Origin of the sequence: Serratia sp. L9 (assembly GCF_050632285.1) — a bacterium.
Lineage (GTDB): Bacteria > Pseudomonadota > Gammaproteobacteria > Enterobacterales > Enterobacteriaceae > Chania.
Genome location: NZ_CP192591.1, coordinates 2,048,158 through 2,065,136, shown reverse-complemented (window position 1 = coordinate 2,065,136; position 16,979 = coordinate 2,048,158). Strand labels below are relative to the sequence as shown.

Sequence of the window (16,979 nt, the reverse complement as noted above, 5' to 3'; positions counted from 1 at the left end):
AGCCTATAACGCCCTGCCACCAAAGTGCGGGGCTATTTTCCTCCCCGTTGAGAACGGGCCGTTATGAAGCTTATTCGGAAGAGTCGGTTTGGTCTGCATCCATGCTGATTTTCCGGGCCGGGGCAAAGCGGCTGAACATGATCGCTCCGGCCGTTGGCACCACTTCCTTTTCAGATTCAGGTAGTTCAATCGTTTCAGGTAAATCAAAGCTGTCTAACGTCAGGCTGTTGACGCGATAGGGCGTCAGGTTGCTTATCAAGGCATAGCCTCGCCAGTCCGTTTTTACGCCATACTGATTATCGATGCCGATGCCCGGGGTCCCAGAGACGCTAACGACAGCCATGGTATCCCCCAACGTTTGGCCCAGTGTAACCCCTTCCTGATGCGCCATCAGGCTACCGGACAGCTCCAGGTTCTGCTGGCGATAGCCCTTTCCTTGCGCATGCCCTATCCGTAATTCACCAGCGTTATATTGATAATCGGCACTAAGATCCTGGCTGCTGCCATATTGCTGGCTCTGGCTGGTACTGGCATTGTAGCTCAGGCTATAGTCGGAAAGCAGCGTGCCGCTAACCCCCACCCGCCGGCTGTCGGTGCGATCGTGAGCGAACGTGTGGTCATAATTCAGCTTCATGCGCGACATGCCCAGCGCATTCAACGGCAGCGAGAAAGACAGCCCAAGTTGCGCCTGATCTTTACTGTAGGAAGTGCGGTTATATTCCGCATACAGGGAAACGTCAACCTTGCCCACAGTGGCGCTGTAGCCCATCTCAATGCTGGTCTCACCTTTCTGATTGCCCCGCCAGGACTCGCGCACCAGCGTCAGGTAGAGGCTGTCAGAATCTGTCAGATATTGGTTGTAGCGCGCCTCCAGGCGATACTTTTTCTCATCGTTAAAATCACCGACAAAAATACCGTCCTCCCAGTCCCACCAATAGGTGGCCTGCTGCTCTATCGCCTCGCCAAAAGTACGATAACGCTGCCTTGGATAATATTGCGCCATCAGGCTGATTGAGGACTCAATGGCCGGGAAGGCCTTCGCATAACGCACTCGCAGCATGCCACCGGTATCCGGTGCAGAACGCCTTGGCTGGTCAGCAGAAGAGAAACTGTAGTCCGCTGAGAGCGCCCCCCACTGGTTAAAGCTTTTGCCAATCCCTATCGCCGCGCTGCGATAGATATCCGCCCCCTGCACGCCCCCATACAAGGTAATTTTACCCGGCAATCCGTAACTGAGTGAAGCCTGGACAAAGCGCGGCTGCTCCTGCTCCATCCCATAATAGGGCCGGTATTGACCTGCACTGACGTCATAGCGCCACTGGCCGCTGTAAACCAGGTTTGGCATTGAGGAATAAGGGATTTTACGCTCGGTTTCGGTGCTGTCGCTTTCCCTTATGGTAACGGTAAGGTCCCCTTCCAACGCCGGAGGGTAGACGTCTTTCAGAACAAAAACCCCTGGGGAAACAAACGTCTGATAAATCAACTCACCATTCTGCCGCACCCGCACTTCCGCATTGCTGCGCGCAAAACCCCTGACCCATGGGGAAAATTGCCGCAAGCCATCCGGCAACATGCGGCTATCCGATACCAGGCTTATCCCGCGAAACCGCACGTTTTCGAACAGGGCGGAGGGCGTCACGCTGTCGCCCATAGTCAGCGTGGCACGCAAAGGTTTGATATCGCGAAATACAGCCGCCCTTTCGGTGTGCCAGGTGGGGTTGCCCCAGGTATCCTTCTGATAAACAGGTTGATAACGCAGCCGCCAAGGGCCGATGTTCATGCCAGTGGTAATATCGGCATACAGGCTTTCATGCCGCTGAGTGTCACGATATTTTTCACCCGCATAATGGCCATAGTTGAGCTGATAGTTAACAAAGGCCGCATTGATGCCATCGTCCCAACGCTCCTGCAACTTGCTATCACCCAAAACGCCTGCCGGGATATCCACCGTCAGCAATTGCGCAATAGGGTCGTAGAACATATCAATTTTGCGAGCGCTCAACGTTTCTGGGCGAATACAACCTTGCGAGGAAGTTTCCATCACCATAGCGGCCGAGTCGCGGATCCCCATTCACGCAGCATGGGGGCATTAATACAGGGTTCCTCGTCTGCGCCGAGGTTTACCGCCATCTCGCCCTTAAAGTTGTCATTGATGATGAGATAGATTTTGTTCATTTCTGCCCAAGCACCGTTAGCGCACAGGGCCAGCGGCATGATGGCAAAGCGGAAGGTGGATTTCATTCGTTCCCTGAGTGCAAACCACAATGAGTCGGTGTTTTTCACAAGACGCAAAAAGAGGCGCAAATGCGCCCCTTAGTTATTAAACACGGCTATTACTTCTGCAGAGAAGCCAGCTCAGCGCGAGCTTTTTTCAGATCCTGTTTGATCTCTTTTACATCAGACTGCTTTTCCTGCAGTTTTTTCTGGTACTTGGCTACTTTCTTGGCGTCGCCTTTAGCCTGAGCTTCACTCAGATCGGCTTTGATTTCTCTCACGTCTTTCTGCTTGTCAGCCAGTTTTTGTTCCAGCTTGGTGACTTTTTTCTGTGCATCCTGCAGTACGCTGCCGTTGGTGCAATGGGCATTGACTTCGCTCAGAGCACGCTTCAAGCCAGCAACACGGTTGTAGTTACCGTATTTCTCAGCCTGCTGGATCTGATATTCAATCGCTGCACGTTTAGCGTTGCAGTCATAACCGGCAGTCGCCAGGGAAGAGAAGCTTGCGCCCAGAACCAAAACCAGTGGCAGTACCGCTAATTTAGTGATCTTTTTCATCATGTTATCCTTAAACATCATTACACATGGGGAGCACCAAACCCCCTTCCTGTGCGACAAAGAATAAGATGACGTCGATTACCTTAAAATCTTCACAAGCCTTAATTGCTCTGTAGGATGGGACTACTCTCTTGTAGTCCGCTGTACCTGTTCCAATGCGCTGGCCAGCCGCTGCGCCTCTTCCTGTACTGCTGCTGCGGTGATGCTATCAGGGTTGTCATGCAGTGCCTGGCAGGCCTGATTCAGTCTTTCCGCATTCACCAGCCGGGCAGCTCCAGCCAGTTTGTGGGCTAACGCCTGGATGTTTATCGGCTCGATGGGGTGCTGCTGAATCTCTGCATCGAGTTGCGCGCAGTCCTCATGCAGGCAATCGAGCAGGGTCTTGATAAACTCTTGCAACACCAGCGGCTGGCGTAGCTCCACGGGTAAATTCTCTACGGTAAAAGGCGCATCGTCTTCGCTTGGTTGCGCCACGCTCAAAGGCAACGCGGACAGCTTGGCTTTTAAAATGCTCAGATTAACCGGCTTAAACAGGCAATCATCCATCCCGGCCTGCAGGCAAGCTTCACGTGCGCTCTCCTGGGCATTGGCCGTCAACCCCCAAATCACCGCCGGGGCAGCCTGCTGTTCCCGCTCGTTGTCGCGGATTTGGCGGCTCAGGCTATAGCCATCGCGTTTGGGCATCTGGCAGTCGGTGATGATCAGGTTGAATTGTTCCTGCTCCAACAGCACCAGCGCCTGCTCCCCATCCCCTACCGCGATTGGCCGATGGCCAAGAAACAGCAACTGCTGGGTCAGCAGCATCCTGCCTGCATGGTGATCTTCAACGATCAGGATCCTCAAGTGTGATACCGCTACCGGAGCCGCTTCCTGCTGAGCGATCTGGTGATCAAACTTCAACAGCCTTGCCACCGAAAGCTGCACGGTAACCTCGCTGCCGATACCCGCCTCGCTGTGCAAGGTAATATTGCCCCCCATCATTTCCACCAGCTTGCGGCAGATATACAACCCCAGCCCGGCCCCCCAGTCTCCCCATGGCCTTGGGTGAAGGGCTGGAACAAACGTTGCTGGGTGGTGGCATCAATCCCTTTACCGGTATCGCTTACGCGTAAGCGCAGATCTATCCGCTCTTCACCGATCTGATCGACTGCCACACTGAGCGCCACCTGCCCTTGCTCGGTAAATTTGATGGCATTACTTACCAGATTCGATAGCACCTGCTTGAAACGCATCGGATCTATCAGCACGTCGCCGGTGATCTCGGCATCGATATCCAACCGCAACGCCAGCCCTTTTTGCCGGGCTACGCCATCAAATAACATGGCTACCGCTTCGATCAGGCGGCGTATATCGGCACGTTGTGGATGTAAAATCAAACGATCGGACTCAATGCGTGAGATATCCAGAATGTCCCCGATCAGCGCCAGCAACGAATGGGCGGATTCATGGGCGACAGCCAGCAACTCCCGATCCTGGGCTTCTTCCCGTTGCGGGCGGTTCAACACCAGCTCCAGCATGCCGATGATGGCATTCAACGGGGTACGGATCTCATGACTCATGGTAGCCAGGAAGGTTGTTTTAGCCCGGTTGGCGCTGTCGGCATACTCTTTCGCCTGGCGTAACTGGGTTATCAGACGATCGCGCTCGGTCACGTCGAACCAGCCCCCGACTTTGCCTTCGGCACGCTGATCTTCGGTGATCAACAACCGGCTCCACTGTTGCAAGGTGCGCAATTGTTCCCCTAACTGCAGGCTGCGAGTGACAGACAGCGCCTGTTCCTGCTCCCCACCCCGCCCAATATCCATGGTGGCAGGCAACTGCAGTTGGTAGCGTTCAAGAGGGGTACCGACTGCCGCTTCGGCGGGCACCTCAACGGCATTAAAAAACGGCGGATTGGCCATCACAATCTGATCTTTCAGGTTAGTGATATAAATCGGCAGCGGCACGCTATCTATTACCGCCTGACAATGCTTCACCAGTTGGCGTTTACTGCGTAACCTGCTGACTATCAAGGTTATTACCAACAATACCAGCAGCAGGGTCATCAGCAGAAGCAATGTGGGATAAAAGTGGGCTGGCAGCTTTTCATCGCGCTGAACCCCTTCCAGCAGGTAGCTATTGTTATACCAATTGCTGGTCATCGCATGGATATCTTCTGGGGGAATATTCAGCAAGGCCTTGTCGAGGATGGTGGCCAGAGGATATTCGTTTTCGGAGACGCCAAAAACAAAACGTGCCGGTTCAATATCCACAGCACTCAGAATATGCAGCCCCGCTGCGGGCTCCCGAGCCAGAAAATAATCGGCACTGATCATTGGCAGCACCAGGGCCTCGGCGCGCCCGGCTTTTATCGCCGCAATACCGGCCTGGGGAGAAGCCACAGGGATAACCCGGCTGCCAGGGTATTCCTCCAACAATAAAGCCTGCAGAGGATGGCCTGTTACCAGGGCAATCGACTGTGGGGGATCATGGTTAATTTGCTCAGGTATTCCCACCAATACCCAAGAGTTAAATAAAAAAGATCGGGTCGTGAGCAATCCGTTAGGCCAGATCGCATCCAGCGTCAGGCCCGCAACAATATCGGCCTTGCCTGCATTGATAGCATCCAGCGAATCTTGCAGAGATTCTGCACGGATAATATCAAACTTGAGACCGATACGGCTGGAAATAGCCTCAATCACATCAGCGGTCAGACCACGAAATTCGCCCTGAACGTCAAAAAAACCCAGGGAGCAAAATCACCGTTAACCACCAAGCGCACCCTTGGATGCTCTTCGACCCACTTTCTTTCCAGCGTGGTCAGCAACAAGTGTTCGCCCCCTTGCGACATGGGGATCCCACCGTTCCAGCGGCTTTGTATCTCCGCCTGCGCGCTTTCTGGGATAGTGGCTAAAATAGCGTTCAGTATCCGCTGTAAACGCACATTGCCCTTGGCCATACCAAAGGAGAACCCTTTGATTTCCTGCTGGGGCAGCAGTTGCATACGCAGGTTATTCAGGTTGCCCTGGTTGATTAAATAACGGGCTACGGTTGCATCACCGATAAAAACATCCAGCTTTTTAAACGACAGTGCTTCCAGAGCCCGGCGGGGGACGTCAAAAACTTGATAATCTGCTGCAGTAAAGCGCTTGGTCAGGCTCTCATTACCACTGTAAAGACGCTCAATCGCAATACGCCTGGGTGGATGCTGTTGCACCAGGGTATCGGTGCGCATCACCAACGCCGGGGAGGCAAGTAAATAGGGGCGAGAAAGCAGCATGCCGGGATCGGCGTTATTTTTTACGGCGATATTACCGACCAGATCCACTTCCCCTTTAGCCAGATCCTGGCTCAAAACCGAAGCATCCTGGTAGTAACGCACTTTTATCTGCACATTCAGGTTATAACCTACGATCCCCAGATAATCGGCATTGATACCGCCATAGTCCCGCGTGCCACTGGTGATATCAAAAGGGGGATAATTAGGGGCGGCAATACCAAAAACCAGCACACGTTTACGCCGTAGCCATTGCCAGTCATCACTGGTTAAGTCAGGCTCGGATAATTGGATCTGGCTGCGGCTCAGCAAATTAGTTTCGCGGAACGGTTGGGTCTCTTTGGCTGAAACCCCACAACAAAAAAGTATAAATATTAAAAATAATTTATTTTTCATCAGTAAACTCATTCTGACGATGGAAAAATGCCACCAACTCTTCCGAACTGTTAATTTTTAATTTTTCCATAAGACGTGTCTTATAAGTGCTGATGGTTTTATTACTTAAAATCAGACGATCGGCTATTTCTTTATTACTAAGCCCTTCGGATAAATAACGGAGCACGGTCAATTCGCGATCGGAAAGACGAGCCAGCGTATTATCATATTGTATCGGTGCATTCAGTAAAGGTAAGAGAGTGGCCTGAGGAAAACAAGAATAACCCTGCACAACCAGTTGGCACAGCGGAGCCAGTTGGCTGATGTCCTGATCCTTGTTGAAGAAACCACTGGCCCCTGCCCGCAAGGCCCGTTCCGCATAGCTTTCGGCTGGCAGGCTGGTGTAAACCACCACCTTGATGCTGCTATCTAATTGGCGGATATGCTGCAGGATTTGCAGCCCATCCATTTTGTTCAGCATAATATCCAGGATCACCAACTGCGGCGCTTCTTCCTTTATTTTTGCCAATGCAGCCAACCCATTGGTAGCGGTAAGAATAGCGTTACTTCCTAATGGGGATAAAATTGCTTTCACAGCAAAACAAATTGCAGGGTGATCGTCAACAATCAACCATGTACGCATAAGAATATCCTTATCCATATAGAGTAATCCTAAAAAAACCATTAGCGCATTAAATGTTCAAGATTGACATTTTATACACAGCGATGGCTCAGTATTGAATTAGCCATATTAACTTTGCGGCACTAAATAGTTATTTAATGGATTGTGGCATTATAATATATCCTGCGCAACCAACTGCTGTCGCCCCTGGGCGAAAGTCTGCATTCCTGATTGCGCGCCACTTTGTAATACACTGGCCAATTGATGGGTCTTTCCCTCACGGATCATGTTGCTCACCGCTGCCGTCGCCGTGAGGATCTCGTAAATGGCAACACGCCCTCCAGCGGGCTTGCTCAGCAGCTTTTGGGCAATTACGGCCTGCAGGCTGTTTGCCAACTGTGCCCGAACATAAGGTTTCTCCTCTGCGGTAAACACATCCACCAGCCTTTCCACCGCTTGGGGGGCGTTACGGGTATGCAGCGTCGCCAATACCAGATGGCCGGTTTCTGCCGCAGTCAGCGCCAGGCGAATGGTGGCGGTATCCCGTAACTCCCCCAACAGGATCACGTCTGGATCCTCACGCAATGCAGCCCGCAACGCCTGGTCAAAACTTTGCGTATCGCGCCCGAGTTCACGTTGCTGGATCAGGGAGCAGCGGCTTTGATGGATAAACTCGATGGGATCTTCCAGCGTAAGGATATGGCGTCGCTGATGCTGATTAATAAAGTCGATCATTGCAGCCAACGTTGTGGATTTACCGCTACCTGTCGCCCCGGTAACCAGTATCAAACCATCCTCCCGTTGCAAAAGTGCCGGGATAATTTCCGGTGTGAACAATTCGGCGAGAGTCGGACACTGGCGGGCTATCCTGCGCATGGCAATAGAAATGCCGCCATTTTGCAAAAAGAAATTGGCGCGCAGCCGGTTCCCCCCGGCCAACACCAATGTCAGATCACACTGCCCAGCCTGTTGCAATTGCTGCCACATCCCCGCTGTCAGCAGCGATTTGCACCCTGTTTCCATCTGTTGTGGCGAGACCCTTTCCCCGCCCTCCGCCGCCCTCAGTTCCCCATCAATGCGTAACATTGGCAGATGACCGGCACAAAGGTGCAGATCGGAAGCATTATGCTTTACACTAAGAGCCACAAATTCATCGATATCCATATCAATCTCCCGGGTTAACTATGAGCACTATCCAACAGAACCTGCAGGATGTCAGGAGCCGTATTGACGCGGCAGCTCAGAGCTGCGCACGTATTCCAGAAGACGTGACATTACTTGCAGTCAGCAAAACCAAACCTGTGGAGGCGATCGCAGAAGCCATCGCCGCAGGCCAGCGCGCTTTCGGTGAAAACTACGTGCAGGAAGGTGTGGACAAGATCCAGTATTTTGCCCAACGGCCAGAAGGTGCCGGGTTGGAATGGCACTTTATCGGCCCATTGCAATCCAATAAAAGCAAATTGGTGGCGGAGCATTTTGCCTGGTGTCATACCCTTGATCGCCAGCGGATTGCCCAGCGCCTGAACGATCAGCGCCCGGCAGAGATGCCACCGCTTAACGTACTGATCCAAATAAATATCAGTGACGAACAGAGTAAATCTGGCATTGTGATAAGCGAGTTGCCAATGCTGGCCGCAGCGGTCGCCACCCTGCCCAATCTCACTTTGCGTGGGCTGATGGCGATCCCGGCACCGGAAAGCGATTATCAGCGCCAACTGGCGGTATTTGGCCAGATGAACGATGCCTTTCAGGCACTTAAACAGCGCTACCCACAGGTGGATACGCTGTCGATTGGCATGACGGACGATATGCCTGCGGCAATAGTCGCTGGCAGCACCATGGTGCGCATCGGTACCGCAATTTTTGGTGCCCGTGACTACTCGGCAAGCACAAACAAATAACGAGGAATGGGATGCAACATCGCAAGATTACCTTTATTGGTGCCGGTAACATGGCACGCGCTATCATCGCCGGTCTGGTAGCCGGGGGCTATCCAGCAAAATCCATCAGCGTTTGCGCACCATCGCCAAACAATCGTGATGCCCTGGCCGCCGACTATGGCGTTATCAGCAGCGCAGACAATATCACCTGTGCGCAAGAAGCCGATGTGGTGGTGCTGGCAGTTAAACCGCAGTTAATGGAGCAAGTCTGCCAACCCTTACAAGAGCAGGTCGACTTCTCAGGTAAACTGGTGCTGTCGATCGCCGCCGGTATTCTGGTCAGTCGCTTCTATCAAATGCTCGGTGAACAGTTGAATATCGTGCGCATCATGCCCAATACACCTTCATTGGTCGGTAAAGGGATGAGTGGGCTGTTTGCACCTGCACAGGTTAACCAACAGGATCGCGATTACACCAGCGAACTGATGAGCTCCGTCGGTAAAGTCTGCTGGGTAGATGACGAAAAAGGCATCAATGGGGTGATTGCCGCCGCAGGCAGCGCACCAGCTTATTTCTTCCTGTTTATGGATGCCATGCAGCAGGAAGCCGAACGTATGGGCTTTAGCAGCCACGCAGCACGTGAGCTGGTGCAACAGGCTGCTATCGGCGCCGCCGCGCTGGCCGCCGCCAACCCGGAAATATCCTTGGCCAGGCTACGTGAACAGGTGACATCGAAGGGGGAACCACCGCCGAGGCAATACGCGTGTTCAACGAACAACAACTGCCGGAGACCGTCGCCAAGGCAATGCAGGCTGCCGTTGCCCGTGCACAGGAAATGGAAAAATTATTTTAAATGACAGCCAGTGATTTTGCGGTTGCTACGGCAACTCGAAAAACCAAGGGCATCACCAAGAGTTAAGGAGAAAGGTAACTTACATGCTAACGCTGACTTTCCTGGTCAAGACCGTTGTTGATATTTACGTGATGGTGCTGTTGCTGCGTATCTGGATGCAGCTGACACGTACCGACTTTTATAACCCGTTCTCACAGTTCGTGGTTAAAATCACCCAGCCGATCGTTGGCCCGTTGCGCCGGATCATTCCCTCAATGGGGCCAGTTGACAGCGCTTCTTTGCTGCTGGCGTTTCTGCTGATGACCATCAAATACCCGCTGTTGCTGCTGATCCAAAGCGGTACCATCTCATTGAGCCCCTATAACCTGCTATTTGGTCTGATTTCGCTGATCAAATCCGCCGGTTACCTGATCTTCTGGGTGATGATCATTCGGGCACTGATGAGCTGGATCAGCCAGGGCCGCAGCCCGATCGATTATGTGATGTATCAGCTCACCGAGCCGTTGATGTCACCGATCCGCCGCGTGATCCCGGCAATGGGCGGCATTGATTTCTCCGCCATGGTGGTGATCCTGATCCTGTATCTAATCAACTACCTGGGGATGGATCTGTTTGGCGAGATCTGGTTCCTGCTGTGAGTGCAGTAACCCCGGTGCTGGACGGGCTGGTTATCAGGCTTTATATTCAGCCGAAAGCCAGCCGCGACCAGATAATTGGCCTGCATGGCGACGAAATAAAAGTCGCCATCACGGCTCCGCCGGTTGATGGCCAGGCCAATACCCATCTGATCAAATTTATCGCCAAGCAGTTCCGGGTGGCGAAAAGTAACGTGATCATTGAGAAAGGCGAACTGGGGCGGCATAAGCAGTTACGCATCATCAACCCGCAACAGATCCCTGCCGTGATCGCGGCGCTTAGCGAATAATTTTCAAGGTAATCATTATGCAAAAAGTCGTTCTTGCCACCGGAAACCCCGGCAAAGTGCGTGAACTCGCCGATCTGCTGGCCGATTTCGGCCTGGACGTGGTGGCACAAACCGAGCTTGGCGTTGATTCTGCCGAAGAAACCGGCCTGACGTTTATTGAAAACTCTATCCTTAAAGCCCGCCATGCGGCGCAGATCACGGGCCTGCCTGCCATTGCTGACGATTCGGGCCTGGCTGTAGATGCCTTGGGCGGCGCGCCGGGGATTTACTCCGCCCGCTATGCTGGCCTGGAAGCCAGCGATCAGCAGAATCTGGATAAGCTGTTAGTGGCGCTGCAAGACGTGCCACAAGGCAAACGTGGCGCTCAATTCCATTGTGTACTGGTTTATATGCGCCATGCGGAAGACCCGACACCGCTGGTCTTCCACGGCAGTTGGGCCGGTGAGATTGCCTTTGAATCTGCCGGTGCCGGTGGCTTTGGTTACGATCCGATCTTCTACGTACCAGAACTGGGCTGCACTGCCGCGGAACTGACCAAAGCAGAGAAAAGCGCCGTCTCACACCGTGGCAAAGCGTTGAAGCTGATGCTGGAAGCGATGCGTAATGCCAGCTAAAGCCTTGCAACTGCCGCCACTCAGCCTGTACATCCATATTCCCTGGTGCGTGCAAAAATGCCCGTACTGCGATTTCAACTCGCATGCCCTAAAGGGCGAAGTACCGCATCAGGAATATGTTGATCATCTGCTTGCCGATCTGGATGCCGATTTGCCGCTCGCCAGCGGGCGTGAAATCAGTACCATCTTTATCGGCGGCGGTACACCAAGCCTGCTGAGCGCAGAAGCCATGCAAGCCTTGCTGGATGGTGTGCGCTCGCGCATCAAGGTTGCCGACGATGCAGAGATCACCATGGAGGCCAACCCTGGCACCGTGGAGGCCGATCGCTTCAGCGGCTACCAACGCGCCGGGGTGAATCGCATCTCGATTGGCGTGCAGAGCTTTAGTGCAGAGAAATTAACCCGTCTGGGGCGGATTCACGGCCCGGAAGAGGCCAAACGCGCGGCACAACTGGCAACCGGTCTCGGCCTGCGCAGTTTTAACCTCGACCTGATGCACGGCCTGCCAGACCAGTCGCTGGAGGAAGCGCTGGACGATCTGCGCCAGGCCATTGCCCTGAACCCACCTCATCTGTCGTGGTATCAGCTCACCATCGAGCCAAATACCCTGTTCAGCTCACGCCCGCCGGTGCTGCCGGACGATGATGCGCTGTGGGATATTTTCGAGCGCGGTCATGAATTGCTGAGTGCTGCCGGCTACCAACAATATGAAACCTCCGCCTATGCCAAACCGGGCTATCAATGCCAGCACAACCTGAACTACTGGCGCTTCGGGGATTATCTGGGGATTGGTTGTGGGGCACACGGTAAGCTGACCTTTGCCGACGGGCGCATTCTGCGCACCGCCAAAACCAAGCATCCACGCGGTTTTATGCGTGGTGAGTACCGGGACAAGTTACATGAAGTTGCGGCGCACGATCGGCCCTTCGAATTCTTTATGAACCGCTTCCGCCTGCTGGAAGCCGCACCACGCAGCGAGTTCACCCACTATACAGGGCTGGATGAAAGCGTGATCCGCGCACCATTGGATCAGGCACTCGCCAAAGGTTATCTGGAAGAGACAGCGGCATATTGGCAGATCACCGAGCATGGCAAACTGTTCCTCAATTCGCTGCTGGAATTGTTCCTGCCGGAGGAATAAAAAACGGGGTTCATCATGTGAACCCCGCTCGTTATAAACATCGAATCAATGTGTAAACCAAAGCGTCAATTCAACGCCTTAAGCAGATCCTTACGCTGAGTTTCCAGAGCAGTGACGCGGTTACAGACATCGCGGCCAAAGTTCTGGAATTCCTGCTCCTGATTGTTCCATTCATTCTTGATAGCCTGTTGCAGCCCGCCCAGATTACCCATAATCGCCTGCAGCGGATTACCATTGCTGTTGGCAACCTGCCTGACACCCATTTCGTTCAGGCTGTCTTGCAACACCCCTCCCATGCTTTGCTGCACGATATTGCGGCCATCCTGTTCAACCTGATCGATAGCCTTATGGTGGAATGTCAGGCCATCGCTGCGGTGCTCAATAATACGGTTCATCTGCTGCTTAAGCTGCTCGTTAAGCGTGGTCAGGCGATTACGCACGTTGCTGTCGCTGCCCAGTTGCTGAACGATCACTTTATCCAGCGCTACCCGTGCCTTTTCCAGATGCTGCTGCGCACCCTGATCGATCCAGGGCAAATCTTTACGCAACGCGCTCTGGTAACTGAACGCCTTCTGGCGCTGGGTGTCGTTTAGGTTAACCGCCTGCCCGTTACGCGTCACATCACCATCGGCAGAAATTTGCAGGTTCCCGCTGGCACCCACCACTTGCACGTTCTGCGGGCTGATAATCACATCGTCCTGGGGTTTAACGCTGCACTGATATTCGGCATGCGCTTGCGAAGCAGTCAACAACAGTAACGCCAACCCGGTTCTCTTTAACATAATTTCTCCTGACTCCCTTCCACCAACATCCGCGATGGGGTTAAAAAATCGAACGGCTGATACGTTGAGACAACAGTTCCAGTGCCGCAGTTCCCGCCAATGAATTACCAGACGCATCCAGCTCAGGCGACCAGACGGCAATCGACAGTTCATCAGGAACTATAGCGATAATCCCCCCACCCACCCCAGACTTGCCCGGCATGCCAACCCGGTAGGCGAATTCGCCAGCCCCATCATACATACCGCTGGTCATCATCAGGGCGTTAATCTGGCGGGCCTGCAACGGGGTGATCACCGCCTCGCCGCTGAGTGCCCGCCCTTGATTGGCCAGATAGACAAAGCTGCGGGCCAGTTCCACGCAGTTCATGCGTAATGCGCAGTAATGGAAATAGGTTTGCAGCACAGTCAGTACATCATTTTCGAAGTTACCGAACGACTTCATCAGATAGGCGATGGCGGCGTTGCGATCGGAGTGTTCAAATTCGGAGCGGGCCACCCGCGAATCATAGGCGAGGCTGTCTTCGCCTGCCAGTTGGCGCACCACTTCCAACATGCGCTGCTTAGGTGCGCTGAGACGGGTCTGGAGCATATCGCATACCACCAGCGCCCCTGGGTTGATAAACGGGTTACGTGGCTTGCCCTGCTCCATTTCCAGTTGCAGCAACGAATTAAACGGCAGGCCTGATGGCTCCTTCCCTACACGCTGCCAGATTTCACTTTCCTGATAGCGCGCCAGTGCCAACGTCAGGCTCAATACCTTGGAGATTGACTGGATCGAAAAACGCTCGCTGGCATCCCCGGCCTGAAACATTTCACCATCGACGGTGCAAACGGCAATCGCCAGACGATCGGCGGCCACTTCCGCCAACGCGGGGATATAGTCTGCGACGTTGCCCTGGCCAATCAATGGGCGCACCTGTTGCAGGATCTCATCCAGCAATGTGTTATCCAATGTTGTTAACACCGCGCTGATACTCCAGATAAAACAAAGGTGCCATTGAGGCACCTCTGAACGGTAACAAAGTCCCCCTGAGGTTAAAAACTCCGTTTCAGAGTTAATAAAAACCAAGGATTCTGTCTTTTGAACGCCGCCGAACACCCGAAAACCACGTTTTTGGGCGTTTTCCAGCAGTCTAAGGTGCCGTTAAAGCACCTTTGGCGCAATCAATCCCACCAGATATCGAACAGTTCGCTGACCTTCACTTCGCTCAGCTTGCGTGCTTCCAGCCAGTTTTTGACCAGCTCACGTTGTTCATCGGTGCAATTGCCAATCTGCTGCAGGCAGATCAGGCCTTCCCACTGCAGGTAACCGCTGCCATCAAATGCCATACCGTTTGGCTCGATCACTTCATCGATAAACGCATCCAGCGTGCTGTCGATATCCTCAACGGCAGTACCTTCAGCAAAACGCCAGGCAACGGAGAAGCCCATTTCCTGAAACTCTTCAATATGCAATTTTTTACGTAAACGACGACTACGGTTCTTAGCCATTATTCCATCCTCTCAAACATCAAATCCCAAACGCCATGTCCCAGACGCTGGCCACGTAATTCAAATTTTGTCAACGGACGGGAGTCCGGGCGTGGTACGTAATCATTGCTCTCGGAAAGATTACGATACCCCGCAGTGCTGTTCATCACTTCCAGCATATGTTCCGCGTAAGGCTGCCAGTCGGTGGCCATATGGAATACGCCGCCCACTTTCAATTTGCGCTGCACCAGTTCAACAAACGGCGTCTGTACGATGCGGCGTTTGTTGTGGCGCGCTTTGTGCCACGGATCCGGGAAGAATAACTGCACCATCGCCAGTGAAGCGTCCGGGATCATATTCTGCAGCACTTCTACGGCATCATGGCACATTACCCGCAGGTTGCTCAGTTCGGCCTCATGGGCATCAGCCAGGCAGGCACCCACGCCCGGCGAATGAACTTCAATCCCCAGAAAGTTCTGCTGCGGATTGTTGCCTGCCATGGTGACCAGCGAGGCCCCCATACCAAAACCAATCTCCAGGACGGTTGGCGCTTCACGGCCAAACAGAGTGGCGATATCGACAGGTTCAGCCTGATATTCCACGCCCATCACCGGCCAATAGTTGTCCAGCGCCTGCTGCTGGCCTTTGGTCAACCGCCCCTGGCGGCGAACAAAACTGCGGATACGGCGCATTGCGCGGCCGTTCTCATCAAATTCCGGAGAGATGACGTCATTAATCATAGTGCTTTCTGTCTGTTTGGCTGCCAATTAGGGAAACGCGCATTATGCAAAGATACCTTGGTTTGGCAAGCGTTCATCACCCCGCTTGCCGGAAAGTTCCGGTTTACAGCACCCATCACACTATGCTGCAATCGCGCATCAAATATCCGCCGGATAGCGAACTAACTTATGATGCAAGCACAACAGTTCTCGCACGTAGTGCTTGACTGGTACCAACTCTATGGCCGCAAAACGCTGCCATGGCAACTTGATAAAACGCCTTATCAGGTATGGCTTTCTGAGGTCATGTTGCAACAGACTCAGGTTGCCACCGTTATTCCTTATTTTCAGCGATTTATGACACGTTTTCCCAACGTGCGAGCCCTCGCCGAAGCGCCGCTGGATGAAGTATTGCATCTGTGGACCGGGTTAGGTTACTACGCCCGCGCCAGAAACTTGCATAAAGCGGCTCAGGCTATTGTCTCACAGCACGGCGGTGAGTTCCCGACAACCTTTGAAGAAATCGTCGATCTACCTGGCGTGGGCCGTTCAACCGCCGGTGCCATTCTCTCTCTGGCCCAGGGGCAGCACTACCCAATCCTTGACGGCAACGTCAAGCGCGTACTGGCCCGCTGTTATGCGGTAGCCGGTTGGCCGGGTAAAAAAGAGGTGGAGAACCGCCTGTGGCAAATCAGTGAAGAAGTCACACCAGCGCAGGGTGTCGGCCAATTCAACCAGGCGATGATGGATCTGGGGGCAATGGTCTGCACCCGCAGCAAACCCAAATGTGAGCTTTGCCCGCTCAATATTGGCTGCATTGCCAACGGTAACAGCAGTTGGGCCAGCTATCCGGGCAAAAAACCCAAACAGACTCTGCCCGAAAAAACCGCCTACTTCATGATGCTGCAACAGGGTGACAACGTCTGGCTGGAACAGCGCCCCGGCGTCGGTTTATGGGGGGATTATTCTGTTTCCCTCAGTTCAGCACCCGGATAGATCTGGAGCTCTGGTTGCAGCAACACGCCCTGAAAGGCAACCCCCGGAGCAGTTGACCGCATTCCGCCACACTTTCAGCCATTTCCATCTGGATATTGTGCCTATGTGGCTGAACATCGACAAAGCAGGCTGCGCAATGGATGAGGGTGCCGGTCTCTGGTATAACTTAACGCAGCCACCATCGGTCGGGCTGGCTGCGCCTGTCGAGCGCCTGCTACAGCAGTTGGCGAAACAGCCCCCGATCCAACCAGGATTATTTGGCAACCGCGCCATAGACGAGGAATTAGCATGAGCAGAACCATTTTTTGTACTTTCCTGCAACGTGACGCCGACGGTCAGGACTTTCAGCTCTACCCGGGTGATATCGGCAAACGCATCTACAACGAGATCTCCAAAGAGGCCTGGGGAGAGTGGATGAAAAAGCAGACCATGCTGATCAATGAGAAAAAACTCAATATGATGAACGTTGACGATCGCAAACTGCTGGAAGCAGAGATGATCAAATTCCTGTTCGAAGGGCAGGATGTCCATATCGAAGGCTATACGCCACCAAGCGAATAATGTTTTTGGGC

Annotated in this window: 18 protein-coding genes and 3 pseudogenes; 9 read left to right on the top strand and 12 right to left on the bottom strand. The window is 53.4% G+C overall.

Features of this window, described 5'->3' with window-relative positions; all coding sequences use genetic code 11:
* Positions 1-70 precede the first annotated feature (70 nt).
* From ACQ86O_RS09865 to ACQ86O_RS09830, 8 genes and pseudogenes are all read right to left on the bottom strand, one after another.
* Positions 71-2,071, bottom strand: a complete 2,001-nt coding sequence (locus ACQ86O_RS09865; RefSeq protein ID WP_431225072.1) for a fimbria/pilus outer membrane usher protein — start codon at positions 2,069-2,071, stop codon at positions 71-73.
* Positions 2,041-2,241 (bottom strand): hypothetical protein, encoded by a 201-nt coding sequence (locus ACQ86O_RS09860; RefSeq protein ID WP_431225071.1) that lies wholly within the window; start codon positions 2,239-2,241, stop codon positions 2,041-2,043. The genes ACQ86O_RS09865 and ACQ86O_RS09860 overlap by 31 nt, the downstream gene beginning before the upstream one ends.
* 92 nt (positions 2,242-2,333) lie before the next feature.
* On the bottom strand, positions 2,334-2,777 hold the full coding sequence (locus ACQ86O_RS09855; protein WP_431225070.1) for a DUF1090 domain-containing protein: 444 nt from the start codon (positions 2,775-2,777) through the stop codon (positions 2,334-2,336).
* A gap of 120 nt (positions 2,778-2,897) precedes the next feature.
* A pseudogene (locus tag ACQ86O_RS09850) lies at positions 2,898-4,150 on the bottom strand (ATP-binding protein).
* Between the two features lie 18 nt (positions 4,151-4,168).
* Positions 4,169-4,579: pseudogene (locus ACQ86O_RS09845) on the bottom strand (sensor histidine kinase); the annotation flags it as partial.
* Positions 4,580-5,463: 884 nt separating this feature from the next.
* On the bottom strand, positions 5,464-6,342 hold the full coding sequence (locus ACQ86O_RS09840) for a transporter substrate-binding domain-containing protein (RefSeq protein WP_431225069.1): 879 nt from the start codon (positions 6,340-6,342) through the stop codon (positions 5,464-5,466).
* 73 nt (positions 6,343-6,415) lie between these two features.
* On the bottom strand, positions 6,416-7,048 hold the full coding sequence (locus ACQ86O_RS09835; protein WP_431225068.1) for a response regulator: 633 nt from the start codon (positions 7,046-7,048) through the stop codon (positions 6,416-6,418).
* A 150-nt stretch (positions 7,049-7,198) separates the two neighbouring features.
* Entirely contained in the window at positions 7,199-8,191 is a 993-nt protein-coding gene (locus ACQ86O_RS09830) for a type IV pilus twitching motility protein PilT (RefSeq protein WP_431225067.1), read from the bottom strand.
* Between the two features lie 20 nt (positions 8,192-8,211).
* Here ACQ86O_RS09830 and ACQ86O_RS09825 point away from each other — a divergent pair, with 20 nt between their 5' ends.
* From ACQ86O_RS09825 to hemW, 6 genes and pseudogenes are all read left to right on the top strand, one after another.
* Complete coding sequence (locus ACQ86O_RS09825; RefSeq protein ID WP_431225066.1) at positions 8,212-8,928, top strand: YggS family pyridoxal phosphate-dependent enzyme; 717 nt, start codon at positions 8,212-8,214, stop codon at positions 8,926-8,928.
* An 11-nt stretch (positions 8,929-8,939) separates the two neighbouring features.
* Positions 8,940-9,760: pseudogene (proC, locus tag ACQ86O_RS09820) on the top strand (pyrroline-5-carboxylate reductase).
* A gap of 83 nt (positions 9,761-9,843) precedes the next feature.
* Entirely contained in the window at positions 9,844-10,398 is a 555-nt protein-coding gene (locus ACQ86O_RS09815; protein WP_431225065.1) for a YggT family protein, read from the top strand.
* The gene (yggU, locus tag ACQ86O_RS09810) at positions 10,395-10,685 is read left to right on the top strand and encodes a DUF167 family protein YggU (protein ID WP_431225064.1); all 291 of its coding nucleotides are present in this window, start codon (positions 10,395-10,397) and stop codon (positions 10,683-10,685) included. Before ACQ86O_RS09815 ends, yggU begins: the two co-directional genes overlap by 4 nt.
* A gap of 17 nt (positions 10,686-10,702) precedes the next feature.
* The gene (gene rdgB / locus ACQ86O_RS09805; RefSeq protein ID WP_431225063.1) at positions 10,703-11,299 is read left to right on the top strand and encodes an RdgB/HAM1 family non-canonical purine NTP pyrophosphatase; all 597 of its coding nucleotides are present in this window, start codon (positions 10,703-10,705) and stop codon (positions 11,297-11,299) included.
* Positions 11,289-12,440, top strand: a complete 1,152-nt coding sequence (hemW, locus tag ACQ86O_RS09800; RefSeq protein ID WP_431225062.1) for a radical SAM family heme chaperone HemW — start codon at positions 11,289-11,291, stop codon at positions 12,438-12,440. Before rdgB ends, hemW begins: the two co-directional genes overlap by 11 nt.
* 65 nt (positions 12,441-12,505) lie before the next feature.
* On the opposite strand, the gene ACQ86O_RS09795 is transcribed toward hemW, so the two are convergent.
* The 4 genes from ACQ86O_RS09795 to trmB all read right to left on the bottom strand — a co-directional run bounded on the left by ACQ86O_RS09795 (position 12,506) and on the right by trmB (position 15,432).
* Complete coding sequence (locus ACQ86O_RS09795; RefSeq protein WP_431225061.1) at positions 12,506-13,222, bottom strand: DUF2884 domain-containing protein; 717 nt, start codon at positions 13,220-13,222, stop codon at positions 12,506-12,508.
* Between the two features lie 40 nt (positions 13,223-13,262).
* A complete protein-coding gene (glsB, locus tag ACQ86O_RS09790) occupies positions 13,263-14,186 on the bottom strand; it encodes a glutaminase B (protein WP_431225060.1) in 924 nt (307 codons plus the stop codon).
* A 200-nt stretch (positions 14,187-14,386) separates the two neighbouring features.
* Positions 14,387-14,713, bottom strand: a complete 327-nt coding sequence (locus tag ACQ86O_RS09785) for a YggL family protein (protein WP_431225059.1) — start codon at positions 14,711-14,713, stop codon at positions 14,387-14,389.
* Positions 14,713-15,432 carry a tRNA (guanosine(46)-N7)-methyltransferase TrmB gene (trmB, locus tag ACQ86O_RS09780; protein ID WP_431225058.1) on the bottom strand — a complete coding sequence of 240 codons (720 nt, stop codon included), beginning with the start codon at positions 15,430-15,432 and terminating at the stop codon, positions 14,713-14,715. The genes ACQ86O_RS09785 and trmB overlap by 1 nt, the downstream gene beginning before the upstream one ends.
* Positions 15,433-15,600: 168 nt before the next feature.
* Between trmB and mutY the strand changes: the two genes are divergently transcribed.
* From mutY to ACQ86O_RS09765, 3 genes are read left to right on the top strand one after another with little or no spacing between them, the layout of a single operon-like run.
* Positions 15,601-16,407: an A/G-specific adenine glycosylase gene (gene mutY / locus ACQ86O_RS09775; protein WP_431225057.1), complete on the top strand. Its 807-nt coding sequence runs from the start codon at positions 15,601-15,603 to the stop codon at positions 16,405-16,407.
* Positions 16,325-16,699, top strand: coding sequence for an NUDIX domain-containing protein (locus ACQ86O_RS09770; RefSeq protein ID WP_431225056.1), 375 nt, complete (start codon positions 16,325-16,327; stop codon positions 16,697-16,699). Before mutY ends, ACQ86O_RS09770 begins: the two co-directional genes overlap by 83 nt.
* The gene (locus ACQ86O_RS09765) at positions 16,696-16,968 is read left to right on the top strand and encodes an oxidative damage protection protein (RefSeq protein WP_431225055.1); all 273 of its coding nucleotides are present in this window, start codon (positions 16,696-16,698) and stop codon (positions 16,966-16,968) included. The genes ACQ86O_RS09770 and ACQ86O_RS09765 overlap by 4 nt, the downstream gene beginning before the upstream one ends.
* Positions 16,969-16,979: the final 11 nt, after the last annotated feature.